The organism is Amycolatopsis sp. NPDC005961 (assembly GCF_040629235.1).
Lineage (GTDB): Bacteria > Actinomycetota > Actinomycetes > Mycobacteriales > Pseudonocardiaceae > Amycolatopsis > Amycolatopsis camponoti.
In genome coordinates this window covers 57,691-78,312 of record NZ_JBEXVF010000007.1, presented here as the reverse complement: position 1 = coordinate 78,312, position 20,622 = coordinate 57,691, and the positions used below count along the sequence as shown (strand labels likewise).

The 20,622-nt window shown below is 72.1% G+C and carries 18 protein-coding genes; 9 read left to right on the top strand and 9 right to left on the bottom strand.

The window, feature by feature from the left end; all coding sequences use genetic code 11:
• Positions 1–50: 50 nt before the first annotated feature.
• The 3 genes from ABZ342_RS08695 to ABZ342_RS08685 are packed head-to-tail and all read right to left on the bottom strand — an operon-like array spanning position 51 to position 3,983.
• Entirely contained in the window at positions 51–719 is a 669-nt protein-coding gene (locus ABZ342_RS08695; protein WP_360470387.1) for an ATP-binding cassette domain-containing protein, read from the bottom strand.
• Positions 716–1,408 carry an ATP-binding cassette domain-containing protein gene (locus ABZ342_RS08690; protein WP_155544074.1) on the bottom strand — a complete coding sequence of 231 codons (693 nt, stop codon included), beginning with the start codon at positions 1,406–1,408 and terminating at the stop codon, positions 716–718. Before ABZ342_RS08690 ends, ABZ342_RS08695 begins: the two co-directional genes overlap by 4 nt.
• Positions 1,401–3,983, bottom strand: coding sequence for an ABC transporter permease (locus ABZ342_RS08685; protein ID WP_360470384.1), 2,583 nt, complete (start codon positions 3,981–3,983; stop codon positions 1,401–1,403). The genes ABZ342_RS08690 and ABZ342_RS08685 overlap by 8 nt, the downstream gene beginning before the upstream one ends.
• Positions 3,984–4,290: 307 nt before the next feature.
• Here ABZ342_RS08685 and ABZ342_RS08680 point away from each other — a divergent pair, with 307 nt between their 5' ends.
• Together ABZ342_RS08680 and ABZ342_RS08675 are read left to right on the top strand one after the other, a co-directional pair.
• Positions 4,291–5,985, top strand: coding sequence for a glycosyl hydrolase family 18 protein (locus ABZ342_RS08680; protein WP_360470381.1), 1,695 nt, complete (start codon positions 4,291–4,293; stop codon positions 5,983–5,985).
• Positions 5,986–6,098: 113 nt separating this feature from the next.
• On the top strand, positions 6,099–6,632 hold the full coding sequence (locus tag ABZ342_RS08675) for a carboxymuconolactone decarboxylase (protein WP_360470378.1): 534 nt from the start codon (positions 6,099–6,101) through the stop codon (positions 6,630–6,632).
• Here ABZ342_RS08675 and ABZ342_RS08670 read toward each other — a convergent pair.
• The 5 genes from ABZ342_RS08670 to ABZ342_RS08650 all read right to left on the bottom strand — a co-directional run bounded on the left by ABZ342_RS08670 (position 6,629) and on the right by ABZ342_RS08650 (position 11,283).
• Entirely contained in the window at positions 6,629–7,543 is a 915-nt protein-coding gene (locus ABZ342_RS08670) for a zinc-binding alcohol dehydrogenase family protein (protein WP_360470375.1), read from the bottom strand. The genes ABZ342_RS08675 and ABZ342_RS08670 overlap by 4 nt on opposite strands.
• Before the next feature lie 45 nt (positions 7,544–7,588).
• Positions 7,589–8,449: a dioxygenase gene (locus ABZ342_RS08665; RefSeq protein ID WP_360470372.1), complete on the bottom strand. Its 861-nt coding sequence runs from the start codon at positions 8,447–8,449 to the stop codon at positions 7,589–7,591.
• An 11-nt stretch (positions 8,450–8,460) separates the two neighbouring features.
• A complete protein-coding gene (locus ABZ342_RS08660) occupies positions 8,461–9,252 on the bottom strand; it encodes a citryl-CoA lyase (protein WP_360470369.1) in 792 nt (263 codons plus the stop codon).
• Positions 9,245–10,405 carry a CoA transferase gene (locus ABZ342_RS08655; RefSeq protein WP_360470366.1) on the bottom strand — a complete coding sequence of 387 codons (1,161 nt, stop codon included), beginning with the start codon at positions 10,403–10,405 and terminating at the stop codon, positions 9,245–9,247. Before ABZ342_RS08655 ends, ABZ342_RS08660 begins: the two co-directional genes overlap by 8 nt.
• Before the next feature lie 68 nt (positions 10,406–10,473).
• Complete coding sequence (locus ABZ342_RS08650; protein ID WP_360470363.1) at positions 10,474–11,283, bottom strand: IclR family transcriptional regulator C-terminal domain-containing protein; 810 nt, start codon at positions 11,281–11,283, stop codon at positions 10,474–10,476.
• Positions 11,284–11,423: 140 nt separating this feature from the next.
• On the opposite strand from ABZ342_RS08650, the gene ABZ342_RS08645 reads away from it, so the two are divergent.
• The 5 genes from ABZ342_RS08645 (at position 11,424) to ABZ342_RS08625 (ending at position 16,496) form a co-directional block, all read left to right on the top strand.
• Positions 11,424–12,839, top strand: a complete 1,416-nt coding sequence (locus tag ABZ342_RS08645; protein ID WP_360470360.1) for an amidohydrolase family protein — start codon at positions 11,424–11,426, stop codon at positions 12,837–12,839.
• A gap of 125 nt (positions 12,840–12,964) precedes the next feature.
• Positions 12,965–14,071, top strand: coding sequence for a hypothetical protein (locus ABZ342_RS08640; RefSeq protein WP_360470357.1), 1,107 nt, complete (start codon positions 12,965–12,967; stop codon positions 14,069–14,071).
• 9 nt (positions 14,072–14,080) lie between these two features.
• Positions 14,081–14,572: a hypothetical protein gene (locus ABZ342_RS08635; protein WP_360470354.1), complete on the top strand. Its 492-nt coding sequence runs from the start codon at positions 14,081–14,083 to the stop codon at positions 14,570–14,572.
• Between the two features lie 10 nt (positions 14,573–14,582).
• Positions 14,583–15,710, top strand: coding sequence for an epoxide hydrolase family protein (locus tag ABZ342_RS08630; RefSeq protein ID WP_360470351.1), 1,128 nt, complete (start codon positions 14,583–14,585; stop codon positions 15,708–15,710).
• Positions 15,711–15,785: 75 nt separating this feature from the next.
• Positions 15,786–16,496 carry a hypothetical protein gene (locus ABZ342_RS08625; RefSeq protein ID WP_360470348.1) on the top strand — a complete coding sequence of 237 codons (711 nt, stop codon included), beginning with the start codon at positions 15,786–15,788 and terminating at the stop codon, positions 16,494–16,496.
• Between the two features lie 3 nt (positions 16,497–16,499).
• On the opposite strand, the gene ABZ342_RS08620 is transcribed toward ABZ342_RS08625, so the two are convergent.
• Positions 16,500–17,333 carry a hypothetical protein gene (locus ABZ342_RS08620; RefSeq protein WP_360470345.1) on the bottom strand — a complete coding sequence of 278 codons (834 nt, stop codon included), beginning with the start codon at positions 17,331–17,333 and terminating at the stop codon, positions 16,500–16,502.
• Positions 17,334–17,467: 134 nt separating this feature from the next.
• Here ABZ342_RS08620 and ABZ342_RS08615 point away from each other — a divergent pair, with 134 nt between their 5' ends.
• Entirely contained in the window at positions 17,468–18,094 is a 627-nt protein-coding gene (locus ABZ342_RS08615) for a TetR/AcrR family transcriptional regulator (RefSeq protein WP_360470342.1), read from the top strand.
• A 1,187-nt stretch (positions 18,095–19,281) separates the two neighbouring features.
• Positions 19,282–20,556: a serine hydrolase domain-containing protein gene (locus ABZ342_RS08610; protein WP_360470339.1), complete on the top strand. Its 1,275-nt coding sequence runs from the start codon at positions 19,282–19,284 to the stop codon at positions 20,554–20,556.
• The last annotated feature ends 66 nt before the right edge of the window (positions 20,557–20,622 follow it).

Genomic DNA, 20,622 nt, shown 5'->3' with positions numbered 1-20,622 from the left:
AACGACGGTATTGCCGGGCCGCTGACCAGCGCTTCTCGATTCCTGATCGGTTAGTCCAGCAGGGCGGTGAGCACTCCGTCGAGCAGGCGGACGCGGCGGTCGGCGATGCGGTGGACCTCGTCGTCGTGGGTCGCGACGATCACCGCCGCTCCTTCGGAAGCGCACCGGCGCAGCAGGCGCAGGACGCGCGGTGTCGACCCCGCGTCCAGGTGGGCGGTCGGTTCGTCGGTGAGGAGCACCCGGGGCCGTCCGGCGACCGCTCGGGCCAGGGCGACGCGTTGCTGCTGTCCGAACGACACCTCGAGGGGGTAGCGGTCGCCGAGGTCGCCGATGCCGAGTTCGTCGAGGAGCCCGGTGACGCGGGACTGGATCGCCGCCGGGGCCGGGCGGGGTATGTCGGAGCGCAGCCGCAGGGGGAGGGCGACGTTCTCCGCGATCGTGAGCTCGTTGGCCAGCCCGAGTGCCTGGGGCAGGACCGCGCAGGTGTGCCAGGGCGGGGCGCCGCTGATCGGGACGCCGTCGAGCAGCACGCAGCCGGAGTCGGGGGAGTCGAACCCGCACAGCAGCGCCAGCAGGGCGCTCTTGCCGGAGCCGGAGCGGCCCGAGACGGTCACGAGCTCGCCGGCGCCGACGCGCAGTTCGAGCCCGCGCAGCACTTCGATGTCGCCGCTGGGGTGGGCGAAGCTGCGGCGCAGGCCGACGGCCTCCACGAGGGTCACGGCCGGGGCTCCCGTTCTTCGACGCCTTCGAGCGTGCCCTTGTGCAGCCGGGCCACGCGCGCGCCGAGGTCGATGAGGCGTTCGTCGTGGGAGGCGACCAGGACCGCGAAGTCCTGGTCCACGAGGTACTGCAGGGTGTCCAGCACGAGGTCGGCGGAGGCTTCGTCGAGCTGGGACGTCGGTTCGTCGGCGAGGATCACCGTGGAGCGCGCGGCGAGCACGCATCCGAACGCCAGGCGTTGCTGCTGGCCGCCCGAGAGCGCGGAGATCTTCCAGTCCCCCGTGCCGTGCAGGCCGAGCTGGCCGAGGATGTCGTCGGGGCGGCAGTCGGTGCCGGCGGCTTCGGCCGCGGCGCGCAGGTTGTCGGCCACGCTCAGGTAGCCGAGCAGGTTGTCCGACGGGCTCTGGAACACCAGGCCCAGGTGGTGGCGCCGCAGGGCGCGGCGCTCGCGGTGCTTGAGCCGGCGGACGTCGGCGCCCTGGAAGGTGAGGGTGCCGCGGGCGGGTTGTTCGAAGAGGCCCAGTACGCGCAGCAGGGTCGACTTCCCGGAGCCCGATGGCCCAGCGAACACGGTCATGCCGCGGGCGGGGACGTCGAAGCTGACGTCGTCGACGCCGGTGACGACGCCGGCGGGGGTCGGGTAGTCGACGCCGATGCCGCGCAGGGAGAAGATCGGTTTGTCAGGCACGGATCAGCTCCGCGGTCCGGGCGGTGCGCACCGAGCGCATCGCGATCCAGCCGGCCAAGGCGACCACGAGCACGCCGATGACCAGCACGGTGAGCACGAACGGCAGCGGGTCGGGGAGTTCGGAGCGGGGTGCGAGGAAGGTCGCCGGGTCGAACCGCGGGACCGAGAGTCCCGCGACGGAGATCCCGCACACCACGCCGACGACGATCGCGAGCCCGCTCAGGGCGCCCAGTTCCATCAGGTGACTCGCGAGCAGGGTCCGTGGCCGCATGCCCATCCGCAGGACCAGCGCGCCGGCGAGGGCGTTCTGGCGCCGCCGGACCTCGACCGCGACGAGCAGCGCGAGGATCGCGACGACGCCGAGGACCGCGCCGAGCAGGGCGACGAACGAGAACGTCCACGACACGACGAAGAACGGCAGGCTGTCCAGTGCGGTTTCGCGGCTGATCCAGTTGGGGATGAACACGCCCGCGGCGCGCAACGCGGCGGTCGCGTCGGCCAGCGGTGCGCCGGTCAGGACGCTCCACTTCGGGACCCGGTCGAGCTGTCCGTGGTCGAGGGCGGTGCGGGAGACGACGTAGCCGGGCGAGGTGCCGATCATCGGGAAGACCGGGAGGTCGGCGACGGTGACGGCGTCGCGCAGGCCGTCGGGCAGCTGGGCGGTCTGCTTGGCGGTGTGGCCGACGCGGATCACCGGTGTGCCCCGGGGGTCCGGTTGCGAGATCCGGCGCAGCAGCCCGTCGAGGTCGGCGGCCGGGACGTCGTCGAGGGCGGCGCCCTTGGCGAACGTCGCGGGGTCGACGACCAGCACGACGCTGCCGGTGCCGGTGAGCTCGCCGACGACGGTGCTGTTCCCGGCGAGTGCGGCGGGCATGGCGACGGTGCCCATGCCGATCGGGCTGTCGGTGTCGAGGCGGGCGTTGCCGCCGACGAAGATCGCCGACTTCGTGTCGAGCGCGGCCTCTTGGCCGTTGGCGATGCCGATGCCGGTGGCGAGCGTGCCGATGGCGAGGGTGCCGATGATCAGGACGCCGGTCACCGGGGCGCGGGCGCCGGCCAGCCGCCGGATCGCCAGCTGCAGGGCCGGGCGCGACCAGAGCCGGGCCCGGTGGGACGCGTGCAGGGCGAGCCAGGCCAGCCGGGCGGTGAGCAGGCCGACGGTCAGCACGACGAACACCGGGTAGGTCAGGGCCAGCGGGTCGACCTGGGGTAATGGATTTCCGAGCCGGGAGCCGGTGCTGTAGTGGGCCAGGCGGGTCCAGCCGAGCCAGGCCATGCCGGCCGTCGCGAGCTCCCAGGGGAAGTACCCGAGCAGCCGCATCCGGTTGCCGGCGCGGCGCACGCGGCCGAGTTCGAACTCCCGGTGGGCCCGCACGGCCACGACCAGCGCCAGCAGCGCGAGCGACACCACCAGCACCCCCGCCGCGACGATGCCGGCGCGCAGCTCGGCTTCGGGGTCGGGTGCGCCGGGTGGGCCGTAGACGCCGAGCAGCAGCCGGGCGGCGACCGCGCCGAGCGCCCCGCCGAGCAGGATCGGCAGGCCCAGTTCGGCGACGGCGAGGCCGCCGAGGGCGCCCGGGCCGCTGCCGCGGGCGGAGAGCAGCCGCAGCTGGGCGTGGCGCCGCTGGTACCACTGCAGGGCGACGGTGCCGAGGCCGGCGCAGCCGACCAGGACGCTGATCAGCGCGAGCGGCAGGATCGAGACGAACACGTTGTCCTGGGCCTGGCGGGCGATCCCGACCGAGCGTTCGAACGTCGGGACGTCGGCGGCGACCAGGTTCCCGAGCCCTTGGGCGGTGAGGTCCGCGCGGACGTCGGCGATGAGGTCGCGGGAGCGTTGCAGCAGGTCCTCGGCCGCGTTGAGGGTGGTCGGTGCCGGTTCGTAGAACGAGATGTGGAAGTACTGCATCGTCGGCAGGCCGATCGCCTTGACCGCGTCGTCGAAGGTCTTGCCGTCGGTGGCGAAGACGATCGAGTCGATGGGGTCGTTGGCGAGCCGGTCGACGACGGCGCCGGACTGCTGTGAGCACCACCAGCGCGGCGGCGGGTCGAGCAGGTCGCGGTAGATGCCGGTGACGGGCGGCAGCGCGACGCCGTGGACGCTGGGCTTGGTGCCGATGCCGATGTGCTCGGGGGCGGCGACGACGTTGCCCAGCCACAGCCCCGGCGCGCGGCTGCCTTGCTGCAGCGCCAGGTTGTCCAGACCGGCTTGGTCGCGGTAGGCGAGGCGGACCTTGTAGTTCGGGTCGCCGTTGAACTGGGTGCCGTAGAGGACGTTCGTGTACTGGCCGACGACCGGCGTGCCGAAGCCGTGCGCGCCGGCGTGGCGCTGCACCGCGCCGGTCAGTGCCGGGATGTCCCGGACGGGGATGTTGCCCTTGCCGAAGACCGGGCCGTAGCTGTCGGGGCAGGTGATCCCGGTCTGGTAGGCGACCGTGGCGCCGCCGGCGGCGGAGGCCTGCAGGACCGCGGCGGTGCCGAGGAAACAGGCGAGCAGAGAGGTCACCGCCGCGACGATCAGCGTGAGCGGGCTGGAGAGGGCGGCCTTCGGTGCCGCGCGCCACGGCTTGGTCACTCTGCGCTGTCCAATCGTCCCCCAATTCACCCGCATGGACGCGCACGCTACCGGCAGATCGCCGGGCTTGGCACGGTTTTGTATCCGATCGTTGCTCACACGCGGTCAACGGCCGTCGAATCGGGAATGAGCAACCGGTGCGGCCATCCGGCCGGTTTAGTGGTCTAGACCTTGACGCGTGGATTGGTCTGATCCAATCCTGGGGACGTTCTCGCCGTGTTACGCCGCGGCACGGCTTCCCGCCGGCACTGGAGCGCAGATGCGTCGTCGCAGACCTTTCTCCCGAATGTCCGTTTTACTTGCCCTGATGGGGGTTTCGGCCGGCTCGCTCGTCGCCGGCACGGGGACCGCCCAAGCCGCGACGCCGCTGCCCGCGCACGTCTTCGCGCCGTACTTCGAAGCCTGGACCGGCGAGAGCCCCGCCGCGCTGGCCCAGCAGTCGGGCGCCAAGCACCTCACGATGGCGTTCATCCAGGCCGCCACCAAGGGTTCCTGCACCGTCTACTGGAACGGTGACACCGGGATGCCGATCGCGAACTCCACGTTCGGCTCGGACATCGCCACGATCCGTTCGCGCGGCGGCGACGTCATCCCGTCCTTCGGCGGCTACACCGCCGACAACACCGGCACCGAGATCGGCGACAGCTGCACCAACGTCGACTCGATCGCCGCCGCCTACGAGTCGGTGATCACCACCTACGACGTCCCCCGCCTCGACATGGACATCGAGGACAACTCGCTGACCAATTCAGCCGGGATCGACCGCCGCAACAAGGCCATCAAGAAGGTCCAGGACTGGGCCGCGGCGTCCGGGCGGCCGCTGCAGATCTCCTACACCCTGCCCACGACCACCCGCGGCCTCGCCGACAGCGGCCTGGCCGTGCTGCGCAACGCCGTCTCCAACGGCACCCGCGTCGACGTGGTCAACATGATGACCTTCGACTACTACGACAACGCCGCCCACCAGATGGCCACCGACACCCAGACCTCGGCCACCGGGCTCGTCTCCCAGCTCGGCGCGCTGTACCCGGGCAAGACGCAGGCGCAGCTGTGGGCGATGGTCGGGATCACCGAAATGATCGGCGTCGACGACTTCGGCCCGGCCGAGACGTTCACGACCGCCGACGCGGCCACCGTCTACAACTGGGCGGTCTCGAAGGGCATCAACGAGCTGTCGTTCTGGGCCCTGCAGCGCGACAACGGCGGCTGCCCCGGCGGTGCCGCCGCGGACAACTGCTCCGGCATCGCCCAGGACACGTGGTTCTTCAGCCACGCCTTCGCGCCCTTCACCGGCGGCACGACCGTGCCCGGCAACGACTTCTCCCTCGCCGCGAACCCGTCCTCGGCCGCCGTCGACCCGGGTGGCTCGGCCAGTGCGACCGTCAGCACCGCGGTGACATCCGGATCGGCTCAGCAGGTGACGCTCTCGGTCACCGGCGCCCCCGCCGGCGTCACGGCGTCGGTCAGTCCCGGCTCGGTGACCGCCGGCGGCAGCGCGACGCTGTCGGTGAGCACCACGTCGGCCGCGGTCCCCGGGGTCTACCCGCTGACCGTCACCGGCACGGCGGCATCGGCGAGCCACAGTGCGACGTTCACCCTCACGGTGAAGGGCACCCCGCCCGCGGGCGGGGTCGTCAACGGCGGGTTCGAGACCGGTGCGCTGAGCCCGTGGAGCGCCGCGGGTGACGCGATCGTCGCCACCCCGGCCCACTCCGGGACCCACGCGCTGCAGGTGGTGCCCACCTCCTCGGCCACCGGGGAAGCGGCGCAGAACGTCACCCTCGCCCCGAACCACGCCTACACGCTCAAGGCCTGGGTGCAGGGCAACTACGCCTACGTCGGGGTCCGGGGCGGCGCGACCGCCAGCACGTGGACCTCGAGCAGCGGCTGGACCCAGCTGTCGGTGCCGTTCACGACCGGCGCGTCGGGTGCGGTGACGGTGTACGTCCACGGCTGGTACGGCCAAAGTGCCCTCTACGCCGACGACTTCACCATCGGCTGAACCTCCGGCTGATCCTTTCGGCGGCGGCCCGGTTGGGCAACGCGGAGGTTGGCCGGGCCGCCGTCACCCGAAAGACTCGCGGGGAGATCTTTCGCCCTCGCGAGGAGGACCTGATGCCGCACATCCCGCTCGACCCGCAGCTGCCGGGGATCCGGTCGCTGATGGCCTACCGGCCGGAGACCGCGGTACCGCTGAACCACCTGGCGCAAACCCTCCTGCGCGGAGAGAGTCCCCTGGGAGTGGGCGAGCGCGAACTGATCGCGGCGGTGGTCTCGAACGGCAACGAGTGCCGCTTCTGCCACGGCAGCCACGCCGCCGCGGCGGCCGAAACCCTCGACGGCGGCCGGGCCGTGGTCGACGCGACGTGCGCGGAAATTGACGACGCACCCGTGTCGGACAAGCTCAAGGCGCTGCTGCGGATCGCACTGGCGACCCGGGAAACCGGCCGCGCCGTCACCGGCGAGCTCATCGCCGCGGCCCGCGCCGAAGGAGCGACCGACGTCGAGCTGCACGACACCGTGCTGATCGCGGCGGCGTTCTGCATGTACAACCGCTACGTCGACGGCCTGGCCACGATCGCGCCGGAGGACCCGGCGGCCTACGAGATGATGGGGAAGGTCCTGGCCGCCGAAGGCTACGGCCGCTAGGGCACCAGCACGATCCGCCCCGGGCGGGTCCAGGCGGCACCCGCGTCGAGCAGCGGGACGCGCTCGTAGTCGACCGTGAGCGCCCCGGCGAGCGCGTGGCCGACCACCGTGAGGAGGGCTTCGCGGCGGCGGCCGGTGTCGAGCTCGTTGTTCGTGTAGCCGTGGATGTGCAGGGACCTGCTGCGCAGCACGGCCGAGGACACCGGGATCTCGTCGCCGGCCGCGCTGCCGAGGTTCACCAGCCGCCCGCCCGGGCGCAGGGTGCGCAGCGCCGCCGCGGCCGGGATCCCCGAGACCGGGTCGATCACCAGGTCGACCGGCGTGTCGCCGAGCCGCCGCGTCAGCCGCTCGACGTCGTCGCCGGGCGCGAACCGCGCGACGCTGTCCGCGCCGAGCCGCCGGGCCCGCTCCAGTGCGGCCTCCGACCGTGCGCAGGCGATGACGTGCCCGGCTCCGGCCACGCGGGCCAGCTGCACCGCCGACTGGCCGACCACCCCGCCGGCCCCGAGCACCAGCACCGTCTCGCCCGCGACGAGATTTCCCTTCCACGTCAAGCACATCCACGCCGCCACCGCCGACAGCCCGAGCGCCGTGACCAGGGCGTGGTCCGCCCCGGACGGCAGCACCACCAGGTCCGCGGGCGCGACGACGGCGTGCTCGGCCATGCTGCCGTCCCCGGGCCGTATGCCCGCGGTCGTGGCGAACCACACCGCCGTCCCCGCCGGCTCGGTCGGCGTCGGGCGCGTCAGCACTCCGACCCCCTGCACTCCCGGCACGTACGGCAGCTCCGGCAGGCCGAAGTAGGACGTGCCGGACGCGCACAGCAGGTCGAGCGGCGTGATCGGCGCGGCCGTGACGCTCACCGCGACCTCGTCCGCCCGCGGTTCGGGCATCGGCCGGTCGGTCACCACCGGGGCACCGCCCGCCGTCCGGATCTCCGCCGCGCGCACGGGAGGTCAGACGGGCTGGAGGACGAAGTCGTAGCGCGCTTCCAGCCACGGCTCGGCCGACTCGCCACCATCGGGTGTCGGCCCGGGGTCGCGGTGCTCGAAGGTGACGACGAGTTCCTGCTTGGTGCCGAACACGACGTCGCTGTCGAGGTACTCGGCGCCTTCCTGGAACAGGTGCGTGATCAGCGGCTCGTAACCGGCCGCGTTGATCAGGAAGTGCACGTGGGCCGGGCGGTAGTGGCTGATGTCGGTGCCGCGGATGAGCTCGCCGACCGGGCCGTCCATCGGGATCGAGTAGCCCTTCGGCGCGATGGTGCGCAGGCAGTAGGTCCCGTCGGCGCGCGTGGCGTACTTCGCGCGCAGCCGGGCTTCGTCGACGTCCGCGACCTGCGACTCGTACGCGCCTTCTTCGTCGGCCTGCCAGACGTCGAGGACCGCCCCGCCCACGGGCGAGCCGTCGAGCCCGGTGACGGTGCCGGTGACGTAGAGCGGCGTGCCGGGCAGGCCGTCGGACATGTCGCCGCCGAAGTCCTTCTCCGGCGAGCCGTCGATGTGGAACGGGCCGAGCACCGTGGCCGGGGTCGCCTTGGCGTCGAAGGCGTGGTTCATCTGCACCACCAGCATGCTCAGGCCGAGCACGTCGGAGGCGAGGATGAACTCCTCGCGCTTCTCGTCGCTGATCTGCCCGGTTTCGGTGAGCCACCGCATGGCGGCCATCCACTCGGTCTCGCTGAGGCGCACCTCGCGGGCGAAGGCGTGCAGGTGCCGGACGAGGGCGGCCATGACCTGCGCTGTCCGCGGGTCGTGCGCGCCCGACCAGCGCTGCGCGGCCAGCTCGGTGATGTTGTCCTCGGTGACGAGCTGCATCGGCGTTCCTCTCAGCGTTGCGGGTCCGGGGGGACCGGCCGGTTGTTCAGGTCGACCGACAGGAAGATGTCGTTCGCGACCGGGTGGCGCAGCTCTTCGGCGAGCTGGCCGATGAGCCCGGCGGTCCGGGCCAGCAGCGCGAACCCGCGCAGCAGTTCCAGCGGCAGCCCGAGGTCGGCGAGCGCGGCGCCGCAGACGCCGGCGCCGTTGAGCGGCAGCGTCTTGCCGAGCACCTGCGGGTGCACGCGGCCGATGGCGGCGAACAGCTCCAGGTGCGGCCCGCGTAGGCCTTCTTCGGCGGCGATCTCGAACAGGCGCCGGGTACGCGGGTCGCCGTCCTTGTGGACGTGGTGCCCGAGACCCGGGATGAACTTCTTCTCGGCACGGCGGGTTTCGACGGTTTCGAGCGCGAGGGCGTCCCAGCCGGCCTCGTCCGCCGGTGTCTCGGCGTTCGCGAGGACGTCGTGCAGGAACCGGCCGCAGTCTTCGGTGACGCCGAGGAAGCGCGACCCGCCACCGAGCAGGCCGGCGGCGAGCGCGCCCTGGACGGAGTCGGGCGCGGACAGGTACGTCAGCCGGGTGACGATCGCGGTCGGGGTGAAGCCGTGGTCGGCCAGCGCCGCCAGCACCGCTTCGAAGACCCTCGTCTCCCCTTTGGACGGACGTCGTTGCGTCGCCAGCCAGAAGGCCAGCTCGCCGAAGCCGACGGTGCCCATGACGTCCTCGGCGAGGTCCTGGCCGAGCAGGGTGATCTTGTCCTTCGTGGACGATCCGAGAGCGGTTTCGTAAGCGGGGTCAGTCATGCGGGGTCTCCGTGAGCCACGCGCGCAGCTCGGCGCCGTGTTCGTCGAGCTCCGGCGGCGGCAGCCGGTAGGCGGCCGGGGTCGCGGAGAACCGGATGGGGTGACGGGTCGTGGGGACGGCGCGGTCGCCGTCGCCGACCTCGACGATCGGGTCGAGGCCGAAGCGCTCGGCCATCGCGAAACCGCCGTCGATGGTGTTGATCGGTCCACACGGGACACCGACGTCGGTCAGCGCGTCGAACCACTCCACCGCGCTCTTCTTCGCCAGCCGCTCGACGAGGATCGGCCGGAGTTCTTCGCGGTTCTCGGTGCGGTCGGCGTTGCGGGCGAACCGCGGGTCATCGGGGACCTCGGGCAGGCCGAGGACCTCGCACAGCCGGCGGAACTGCCCGTCGTTGGCCGCGGCGACGATCAGGTCGTGGTCGGCGGTGGGCAGCGGCTCGTAGGGGAAGACGCTGGGGTGCGCGTTGCCCATCCGGTAGGGGACCACCCCGCCCGCGGCGTAGGCCGAGCTGTGGTTGACCAGCCCGGTCAGCGCCGAGGACAGCAGGTTGACCTCGACGTGCTGGCCCTCGCCGGTCGCGTCGCGGTGGCGCAGGGCGGCGAGGATGCCGATCACCGCGTGGTTGCCGGCCATCACGTCGAACACCGAGATCCCGGCCCGGTACGGCGGGCCGTCCGGGTCGCCGGTGAGGCTCATCAGCCCCGAGATCGCCTGCACCATCAGGTCGTAGCCGGGCACGTGCGCGCCCTCACCCGAGCCGAAGCCGCTGATCGAGGCGTAGACGCTGCCGGGGTTGGCTCCTCTGACGGAGTCGTAGTCGAGGCCGTACTTGGCCAGGCCGCCGGGTTTGAAGTTCTCGATCACCACGTCCGCGCGCGCCGCCAGCTCGCGGGCGACCGCGGCGTCGGCCTCGTCGCGCAGGTCGAGGGCGATGGAGCGCTTCCCGCGGTTCACCCCGAGGTAGTAGGTCGAGACGTCGCCGCGCACCGGTGGCATCCAGGTGCGCGTCTCGTCGCCCTGGGGCCCTTCGACCTTGACGACCTCGGCGCCCATGTCGGCGAGCAGCATCGTGGCGTACGGCCCGGCGAGCACCCGGGAGAAGTCCGCGACCAGCAGCCCGGACAACGGGCCGGCTGCGCTGTCGTCCACCCGGATCCTCACTTCCTGTCCGTCTGACGGACTCTTGTCCGCAGTCTCCACCCCGAGCGCCGTGGTGGTCAAGACACCGCGGGCACCGTCACGTGCGGGACGTCGTCGAGCCGGGCGAAGTCGGCGCTGATCTCCCCGGCGGTCTGCAGCAGCAGCGGCAGGTGGTGGTCCAAGAGCCGCTCCACCGGCGTCTCGGCGGCGTGGCAGTTGACGTTGACCCCGGCGACGACCCGGCCGGACCCGTCGCGCAGCGGCGCGGCCACCGACCGGATCCCCAGCGCGAGCTGCTCGTCGGTGAGCGCCCAGCCGCGGGCGCGGACCTCGCGCAGCTCGGCGTCGCGCTCGGCCCGCTCCGGCCGCCAGCGCGGGACGAGCCCGGAGCGGGTCGGCTGGGCCAGCACCGCCTCCAGCTCGGCCGGCGGCAGCGCGGCGAGCTGGACCTTGCCCAGCGACGTCGGCAAAGCCGGGAACCGGGTGCCGATCTGCACGCTCAGCCCGACGATCTTCGGTACCGCGACCCGGGCGACGTAGACGATGTCGGAGCCGTCGAGCTGGGCGATCGAGCACGACTCGCCGGTGCGCGCGACGAGCCGCTCCAGATGTGGCCGGGCGACGTCCCACAGGCCCATCGAGCGGACGTAGGCGACGCCGAGGTCGAGCACGCGGGGGGTCAGGGCGTAACCCCGCCCGCCGGCGCGGACGTAGCCGAGCTCCTCCAGGGTGAGCAGGATCCGGCGCGCGGTCGGGCGGGCCAGCCCGGCGGCGGTCGCCACCTCGGCCAGCGTCATCTCCGGCCGGTGCGGGCCGAACGCCGTGATCACCTCGAGCCCGCGCGCCAGCGCTTCGATGAAGTCGGGACCTGTTCCCTCGCGTGGCATGCGCGACCTCCCTCTGCAGTGCTGCCCGCAGCGTAGCGGCGGGCGGCGACAGGCATTGACACCGGCGCGGCGCTGGGCAAAGGTGACTTCACTCGACGTGTGTCCGTAGAGCGGACGAGTGTACGCAACAGGAGGCAGCGATGACCGGACCGATCGTCCTGCGAGGCGGCACGGTGCTGACCCTCGACGACACCCACCGGGTGCTGCCCGGCGAAGACGTCCTGGTCACCGACGGCGAGATCGCCGCGATCGGCCCCGGCCTCGAGGTCCCGGCGGGCACGACCGAGATCGACGCCACCGGCGGCATCGTCATGCCGGGCATGATCGACACCCACCGGCACCTGTGGCAGACAGCCATGCGCGGCTACGGCGCCGACTGGACCCTCACGCAGTACTTCGTCTGGTACTACCTCGAATGGGGCAAGGTGTTCCGCCCCGAGGACATCCACGCGGGCAACCTGCTCGGCGCGTGGGAAGCGCTCGAAGCGGGCGTCACGACCACAGTGGACTGGTCCCACGGCCTGCAGACCACCCAGCACGCGGACGCGGCGGCCGACGCGCTCGAAGCCGTGCCCGGCCGGTTCGTCCTGGCCTACGGCAACATCCAGGACGCCCCGGCGAACTGGACCGGCACGCCCGAGTTCCGCGACTTCGTCTCGCGGCGCACGGGCGGCGACCTGGGCTTCCAGCTGGCGTTCGACGTCACGGGCGACCCGGAGTTCCCGGAGAAGCCGGCCTTCGAGGTGGCGCGCGAGCTCGGCGTGCCGGTGACGACGCACGCGGGTGTCTGGGGCGCGACCGGCGACGACGGCATCCGGCTGATGCACGAGCACGGGTTCATGACCCCCGAGACGATCTACGTCCACAGCGCGTCGCTGTCGGCGGACTCCTACCACCGGATCGCGGCGACCGGCGGGTCCGCGTCCGTCTCGACGGAGAGCGAGCAGAGCGCGGGCCAGGGCTACCCGTCCACCTGGGCGCTGCGGCAGTACGGGATCCCGGTGTCGCTGTCGATGGACACCTCGGTCTGGTGGAGCGGCGACCTGTTCTCGGCGATGCGCACGACGCTGGGCGCGGACCGCTCGCGCGAGCACCTGGAGGCGCACGCGAAGGGCGACACGGTGACGCACGCGGCGCTGCGCGCGGAGCAGGTCGTGGAGTGGGCCACCCGCGGCGGCGCGGCCGCGCTGGGACGGCCGGACATCGGCTCTCTCGAGGTGGGCAAGAAGGCCGATGTCGTACTGCTGAAGAACGAGCACTCGCCGGTTTCGTTCCCGCTGCTGAACCCGTACGGCCACGTGGCGTTCCAGGCCCAGCGCGGCGACGTCCACACCGTGCTGGTCGACGGCCGCATCGTCAAGCGCGACGGCCGCCTGGTCGGCGTGGACCTCCCAGCCGTCCGGCGCCAGGTGGAGTCGACGGTGGAGCACCTGCGCGGGCAGCTGGGGGAGGAGGCCTGGGCGAAGGGGATGAACCCGGACGTCCCGGAGACGAAGATCCTCGACAACCCGTACACGTACACGAGCTACCAGAGCGACACCACCCACGGCGGCTGAGCTCACCCACAGGCGTCCCGCGCGGCACGCTCCGCACCCGGACCGCTGGGCCGTTCCACGGATTGCCGGGCGCACCCGTGTGACCACCGGTGACACGACCGGCACCGGCGGCTCACCGTGGAACCGTGGCGAACGCGGGGCTCGACGAGATCGCCGGCCGGTTGCTGATCCAGTGCCGGCCGCGCCAGGCGCTCCTGGCGGCGGAGATCGCCCGGACCCGGGACGCGGGCCTGGTCCTGACCGGCGGCGGGCTCGAAGCCACCGTGCGCACCCTCCGCGAGAGCGGGTTCACCGGCCCGCTGCTCTGCGACGCCGACCGGTACTCGGGGAGCAAGCGCGTCGCCGCCGCCCGGGGAACGCACCCGGCGTGGCTCGTCCGGCAGGCCGACCTCGGCCTGCTTCCCCTCACCGACTCCGGGTACGTCGCCCTCTACGACATCCGCGGGCTCCGCACGATCCTCCGAACCGCCGCGCGCCGCCGCTCCCCGGTGGTGGCGGTGCTGCCGCTGGCGGCGCGCTGGTTCGCCACCACCTCCGCGTGCGAGGCCCTGGTCCGCGAGATCAACGCCCACGGCGTGCCGGTCGCGATCGCCGTCGAGCACCGCGACGACCCCTTCGGCGTCCAGTACCTGATCCGCCGGTTCCTGCGGCTGCTGGCGGCCGCCGAGGTGCCGGTGATCCTGCTGCGTTCGGACATCGCCGCGATCGGCGTCCTCTGTCACGGCGCGCACGCGGCCGCGGCCGGCACGATCAGCGCGTTGCGGCACACCTATCCCCAGGTACGGCGCGGGGGCGCGCCTCGACCCGGAGTTTCGGCGTTCGTCACCCCGCTGCTGGCCTACCACCGGCTCGAAACCCTCGAGCGGGTCTTCGACGGCACTCCCGACCTGGCCCAGCTGTGGCCGTGCGAGTGCCCGGTGTGCGACACGCGGACCCCGGCCCGCCTCGGCTCGGCCGGTGAAGCGGCCCGGCACTCGGTGCACGCCCTGCTCGCGCTGCACGCCGACCTGCGCCGCGCCCGCACCCGGGCGGCGATGATCAGCTCGTGGCACGAGCACTGCAGCCACGCGCTCGGTGTGCACGAGCAGGTGGCGGAGGAAGTGCGGGGCTGGCGGGCGCCGTCCGGGGTGCGCGGCTGGGTCAAGGTCATCGACGATCCCGTGCCCGTGCGCGCCGGCATTCCCGTCCAGGAGCCCAGGGTGACGGCGCCGGCCCGCGCACCGAGCCGGTAACGTGCGGTCGTGGCCCAGGTCTTCATCCAGCCCTCGTACGGCACCGCGGACGCGCGCCGGTACGGGGCCGAGTCGCTCGAGAAGACCGTGGACTTCCGCGAGTTCGCCGACCTGCTCGACCCGGCCGACCTCGCGCGCCTGAACGCGCTGCACACCAGCGGCCGGGCGCGGTTCTGGGGCGCCAAGGACAAGTACGACCGCCGGATGGACACCGTCACGACCGGCGATGTCGTCCTGTTCACCGGCCGCAAGCACGTCCAGGCCACCGCCGAGGTGGGCCACGGCTTCCGCAACCCCGCGTTCGGGCGGCGCCTGTGGAACCCGGATCCGGGGAAGTGCCTGTTCAGCAACATCTACAGCCTGCGCCACTACCGGTGTCTCGGGATGCCGTACGAGGAGATCTGGGCGTTGCCCGGCTTCACCGCCGGCGACAACTTCATGGGCCTGCGGTTCCTCGACGAGCCGAAGTCGGCCGCGGTGATCGGGTTGCTCCGCTCGTAGGCTCGGGAGCATGCCTGAGCCCTTCGCCTCGTGGACCGACCCCTCAGTCCTGGAAGACCTCCGCACCCGGCTGCGCGCGACGCGCTGGCCGGACGTTCCCGAGGACGCCGGGTGGTCGGCCGGCACCGACATCGTGTACCTGCGAAAGCTCGTGACGTACTGGGCCGACGGGTTCGACTGGCCCGCTCGCGAGGCCGAGCTGAACGCGATCCCGCGGTTCAGGACCCCGCTGGGCGGCCACGACATCCACTACGCGCACGTCCGCGCGGCCGGCCCGGCGCTCCCGCTGGTGCTCGGGCACGGCTGGCCGGACTCGTTCTGGCGCTACACCAAGGTGATCCCGCTGCTGACCGACCCCGGCGCGCACGGCGCCGACCCGGCCGACGCCTTCGACGTGATCGTCCCCGACATGCCCGGCTACGGCTATTCCTCGCGCCCGGCGACGCCGCTGAACTCCATCGCCGTCGCCGGTCTGTGGGCCGAGCTGATGACGGAGCTCGGCTACCCGAGGTTCGGCGCGGCGGGCGGCGACATCGGCAGCCACGTGAGCCGCTACCTGGCCCTCGACCACCCCGAGCGGGTGGTGGCGGTCCACCGCACGGACGCCGGCGTGCCGGTCTTCACCGGCGACCCGGCGGACCTGACCCCGGAGGAGCGCGACTGGATGGCGAGCGTGACGGCCTGGGGCGCGTCCGAAGGCGCGTACGCGGCGATGCACCGCACGAAACCCCAGACGGCGGCGGCTGCGTTGAACGACTCCCCGGCCGGGCTGGCGGCGTGGCTCGTGGAGAAGCTGCGGGCGTGGAGCGACGGCTTCCGCTTCACCGACGACGAGATCCTCACGAACATCACGATCTACTGGCTGACCGAGACGATCGGCTCGTCGATGCGCATGTACCGCGCGAACGGCGCGATCCCGCCCGCCCAGCTGGCCCGCCGGGTGGAGGTACCCTCGGGGTTCACGCTGTTCCCGGGCGACATCGTCCGCCCGCCGAGGGCGTGGCTCGACCGCACGGCGAACACGGTCCGCGTCACCGAACCCGAGCGGGGCGGGCACTTCGCGGCGTTCGAGGAGCCGGAGATCTACGCGCGTGAGCTGCGGGACTTCTTCCGCCCGTTCCGCGAACGCCTTTCCTGACAGTTTCCGGTCAGTTCCGGGCCAGCTGCCCCGGGTCGCCGTGATCGCCTCGATGATGATCCGGAGGGGGATCGCATGGGGCGCTGGATCACGAAGGACGGCAAGAAGATCTACATCGGCGGCAAGGGGACGGGCGTCGCCGTCGCGGCGGCGGTCGGGCTGGCGGTCGCCGGAGGGGCCGGTGGAGTGGTGGGTGGCGCGGCGAGCGGCGGCGGGGCCGCGTCCGAGGCGCTCGCCGGAAACGCGGCCGGTGACGTCGTCGACTCGCTGCCGGGCCGCTCCCTGGACGTCCGCCGGGGCGAGGCGCGGGAGTCGGCCAAGCGCGGCAAGGCGAAAGAGGCGTGGAGCCGGCTGAAGTTCAAGGAACTCAAGCGGGAGGTCCGGCGGCTCGAGCGCGAAGGGGAGTGCGTCGCGGCCGCTTCGGGTCGGGTACGGGACTTCCTGATCAGGACGCCGTGCACGTCGCTGGACCGCGTGCTGCTGGCGGTCGGCGACGGCCACGGCAACGCCGCGGTCGTCTCGGTGGTGCGGGTCGGGTTCCGGTCGAAGAAGCAAGCCGAGGCGTTCGAGAAGGTCGAGGCGGTGCAAGGCAGCGGGGACGTGCGGCCGTTGGAAATCGAGGCGGTGCTCGGCATCGCCGGCGTGCGGATGACCGGCCTGCACTACCGGTCCCGGCCGCAGGGCTACGGCATGGTCGTCGCCGAAGCGGACACCGCTGCCGGTCGCGTGGACGGCCCGACGCTGAACGCCCTGGCCGACGTCGCCGCTTACCTGCCGGTCAAGTGACCGTCAGGCCCGCTGTTCCCAGTGGCCGTCGACGATGATGTGCGGTCTTCCGTGCGCCGACCGGGCGACGCGGGCGAGCGGGAGCAACGCCGCTCCCGATTCCGGGGCGGCCACGATGTGGCGAGCCCAGCCGTGGTCGATCAGCTTGATCCCCGTGGGGGTCCCCCGGAACGTGGCGCGGGCGTTGTCGGGACTCTCGAGCCCGCCCCAGCCGAAGGTCTTGACCTGGTCGGCGCCCAGGAGCGCGGCCGCCTCCGCGACGGTGATCCACCGGCGCTCGGTCGACGACGGGCCTTCGCCGGTGTCGTCCTCGTAGCGGATCTTGCGTCGCCCGGCACCGCCTTCGGTCGCGGCGGCCACGAACGCGAGGTAGTCGCGGGGGTGGGCGCGACGGTGCCGTAGCGCCGGCTCCTTGGCCGCGCGGAGCTTGAGCTGGATCTCCAGGACGCCGTTCCGCCGCGAGAAGGAGTGCACGAGACCGGCCTTGATCAGGTCGACCACCTCGTCCCGGGACAGGAGCCGCTTGCCGACGCGGGAATCCCGGCGGGACAGCCGGACCTGGTTGAGCGCGAAGGCCGTGACGCAAGTGGCGCCGGCGAGCAGGACGCCCGTGCTCACGATGAGGACGGGGCCCGCGTCGGTCAGCAGGACCAGCAGGAGGCCGGCGAAACCGCCGGCGAACGTGGTCACGATGGCCGCCATGATCAAGATGATCGACAGGAAAGCCGGCGCCGCGAAGGTCGTGAACCGGCTCAGCAGCAGATGCACCGACGAGCTCACGACCGCCGCCGCGACGTTCAGCACGCCGATTCCCCACAGGGCCCACAACACCGCCACAGCGCCTCCCAGGTTCGGTCGCACCAGGATGCGCCCGCTCGGACACGTCGTCAAGACGCAATGTCCGGACACAGTGTCCGGACTTCTCGTCCGGCTAAGATGCCGGTGATCACTTCCCGTACGTGGAGACGCCGATGCCTTCAGTCACCCGGCCCGCCGCCGGCAAGCGCCAGGACCGCCGAGCAGAGCTGGAACGGCGCCTGTTCGCGGCCACCGAGGAGCTGGTCGCGGAAGGCGCCGGTTTCACCGAGCTGAGCGTCGAACGGCTGGCCGCGGCGGCCGGCATCTCCCGCTCGACGTTCTACGTCCACTTCGAGGACAAGGGCGACCTCGTCCGACGGCTCGCCACCACGGTGCTGGCCGAGCTCCGCGACGTGTCGAGCACCTGGTGGGAGACGGCGGAGCACGCCGACCCGGCCGGCCTCACCGAGGCGGTCACGGCGATCGTGGCGGTCTACCGCCGTCGCGCGGCGGCCTTCACGATCATCACCGAGACGGCGGCCTACGACCCCACCGTGGCCGACGAGGTGCGCACCCTGATGGGATCGATCATCACCGCGACCCGCGACGCGATCGACCGCGGCCAGGCGGCGGGCGTGATGCGCCCGGTCCGCCCGACGGAGACGGCCGCCGTCCTGACGTGGATGGTCGAGCGCGCGGGTTACCAGCTGATCCGCGGAAGCGAACCGGCGAACGACGAGAACGTGGTCCAGGTCCTGACGGACATCATCCGCACGACGCTCTACACCGCGGTCCCTTGAGTCGACCAGGAATGCCCTGACCACCATCGTGAGTCGCTGAACAGAGTCGGCGGAGCTTGGAAGAGCCCGCTCGGGACGGCGACTTCGCTCTGACGGCCGGGCGACCTTCCCGCACTTCGTCGCAGCAGGGCGACGCGGCAGTCCCGCTCGATCCGGCCGCGCGTCCGGGCGCCGGCGAGCAGGTATTCGTCGGCGCCCAGACGCGATCAGCCGTGGGGTGCGGCGCACCAGCCGGCCGTTGAACGGCCCCGGCATGGTTGGTGTCGCGGAGAGTGGGACAAAGGTGTCGCAGATCAGGTCCCGTCAGTATTCGAACGCGCGCCGCGGTGATCGCCGACGTCGGCGGAGTTCGGGACGGCTTGCTGTTCGCCGCGTCTTGATGCGTCGGCGCGTGCGTGCTGTGCATCAGGCGGAATAGCGCCGCCGTATTCGGCGTGCGGGGTTCTCCGTCCGGCAGGTGAAACGACTTGACCGAGGCCTACCGGGTGGTGCGGTAAGGGCCGAAAGTCGGGAAAAAGCGGCTTCGCGTTTCGTTACACGCCAATCGTGTGATCGTGAAAATGCCGTTTCCCGCATTCTGGAACCTGTGACACATATGACGTCCGTTGTTCGGTGCACACGAGAATGCACGTGCGATCTCTGGCCCGGTCCGGTTCCGGAGTTGATCACTGCGCCATTTTCGCAGTTGAGGACGCTATTTGAGAATGTGGTGATGATCCTTTTCGAACCGGGCTCCGGTTGGCCGATCCCGGCTCCGATTCGGGCGTTTGAGAGTGGCCGGCCCCGGGAAGACTGCATCGGCGAGAACGAATCCGCAGCGCCGGGCGCGGCGGCCGGAGCAGGTGGAGGGAGACGGGGCGAGAGGGTGGACCGGCTGGTCGACGCGTCGGATGTCGCGGCGCGGGTTTGTGCTGCTCGATTACAATATCCGGCCCCGTAGCCGGACGTTCATGTTCCGGAATGGCGCCGGTAATATCGCGACGGGGAGTGTTCGTGAATGCGGATCGGCGATCGATCGAATCCCACTATTGGCGGTACTGACGATCACGGTGCGCCCGGCAGCGTAAGTGCTCCAGTCGGTGCGAAGTTGTGGGGCAGTCAGCCGGCTGACGGGGGATGGAACGGTTCGGTGCGGGGTTCGCGCAATTCCCGGTGCCGTCCACACGAAGCTCGAAAGGTTTGTTCACATGCGGTCCGAAAACGATGTCCTCGACCGGCGGGCGGGCACCCGACCGGTGCCCGCGGCCCGGCTGGACGCGCTCCTCGCGGGGCTCGCCCGCCGCTACCGGGTGCCGGGGGCCCAGCTCGCGGTGTGGCAGGGTGACGAAGCCACCGTGGTGCAGGCCGGGGTCCGGCACCACGACCGGCACGGGGCGATGCTCCCCACCTCCGCGGTCCCGGTCGGCTCGATCACCAAGCTGGTCACCGCGACCCTCGCGATGGTGCTCGTCGCCGACGACGACCTCGACCTGGACGAACCCGTCGGCGACGTCCTGGGCGTCTCCGGACTGCCCGCCGAGCTGACCACCCGGCGCCTGCTGAGCCACACCGGCGGACTGCCGTCAGACCCGGCCGACCTCGACGGCTCAGTGCTGAGAGAAGTACGCGGCGCCGCGCCCGTCTGTCCCCCTGGGACGGCGTTCTCGTATTCGAACCTCGGCTACGCGCTGGTCGGCGCGGTGATCGAAGAGATCACCGGGATGAGCTGGCGTGAGGCGGCCGAGGCGATCGTCCTGCGCCCGCTGAACATCGAGCCCGTCTTCGTCGACGACCCGGGTGTCGTGTCCGGGCACGCCGGCGACCACCCGGTCGAGCAGATCCTGCCGCCGATGCTCGACCCCGCCGGAGCGCTCGCGATGAGCGCCGCCGACCTCGTCTCGCTCGGCCGGGTGCACCTCGGGAAGCCGGGCCTGCTCGACGTCGTCACCGCGGCCGACATGCACCGGCGCGTCCCGGCCGCCGAGCCGTTCGGCCTGGCCGACGGCTGGGGCCTCGGCATCGCCCACTTCGGCGACCCGGACAACGGCTGGCTCGGGCACGACGGCACCGCCGACGGCACCTCCTGCCACCTGCGGATCGACCAGGCCGGCGCCTGCGTGGTCGCCCTGACCACCAACGGCACCACCGGTGCGGACCTGTGGCACGCGCTGGCCGTCGAGCTCGCCGACCTCGGCATCGACGTCCCGTCCCGCGCGGCCCAGCCGACGGAAGCGACGCGCGAGGTTCCCGTGCCACCCGGCGACTTCGGCGCCTACCGCAACGGATCCATCGAGTACGTGATCACGGCCGACCGCCTCGTCGTCGACGGCGAAGTGTTCCCCGAGCTGGTGCTCCACGACGACCGGACGTTCACCGTCCGCGATCCGGCGACCGGCCGGGTCACCCCCTGCGGCCGGTTCCGCGGCGAGCCAGGCGCTTCGGCCGCGGTCGAAATCGGCGGCCGCCTCGCCGGACGCCGCTGACGCAAGCCCCTCTCCCTCCCCGCCGGTAGCGGCGGGTTCCCCTGTCGTGCCCGGAAGGTAGCGAAG

What these genes read in the sequence shown, in the direction of transcription:
- ABZ342_RS08675 (WP_360470378.1), top strand. Translation starts at nt 6,099, where the DNA reads ATGCCGCACATCCCGCTCGACCCGCAGCTGCCGGGGATCCGGTCGCTG.
- ABZ342_RS08615 (WP_360470342.1), top strand. Translation starts at nt 17,468, where the DNA reads ATGCCTTCAGTCACCCGGCCCGCCGCCGGCAAGCGCCAGGACCGCCGA.
- ABZ342_RS08630 (WP_360470351.1), top strand. Translation starts at nt 14,583, where the DNA reads ATGCCTGAGCCCTTCGCCTCGTGGACCGACCCCTCAGTCCTGGAAGAC.
- ABZ342_RS08660 (WP_360470369.1), bottom strand. Translation starts at nt 9,252, where the DNA reads ATGACTGACCCCGCTTACGAAACCGCTCTCGGATCGTCCACGAAGGAC.
- ABZ342_RS08650 (WP_360470363.1), bottom strand. Translation starts at nt 11,283, where the DNA reads ATGCCACGCGAGGGAACAGGTCCCGACTTCATCGAAGCGCTGGCGCGC.
- ABZ342_RS08625 (WP_360470348.1), top strand. Translation starts at nt 15,786, where the DNA reads ATGGGGCGCTGGATCACGAAGGACGGCAAGAAGATCTACATCGGCGGC.
- ABZ342_RS08665 (WP_360470372.1), bottom strand. Translation starts at nt 8,449, where the DNA reads ATGCAGCTCGTCACCGAGGACAACATCACCGAGCTGGCCGCGCAGCGC.
- ABZ342_RS08680 (WP_360470381.1), top strand. Translation starts at nt 4,291, where the DNA reads ATGGGGGTTTCGGCCGGCTCGCTCGTCGCCGGCACGGGGACCGCCCAA.
- ABZ342_RS08645 (WP_360470360.1), top strand. Translation starts at nt 11,424, where the DNA reads ATGACCGGACCGATCGTCCTGCGAGGCGGCACGGTGCTGACCCTCGAC.
- ABZ342_RS08610 (WP_360470339.1), top strand. Translation starts at nt 19,282, where the DNA reads ATGCGGTCCGAAAACGATGTCCTCGACCGGCGGGCGGGCACCCGACCG.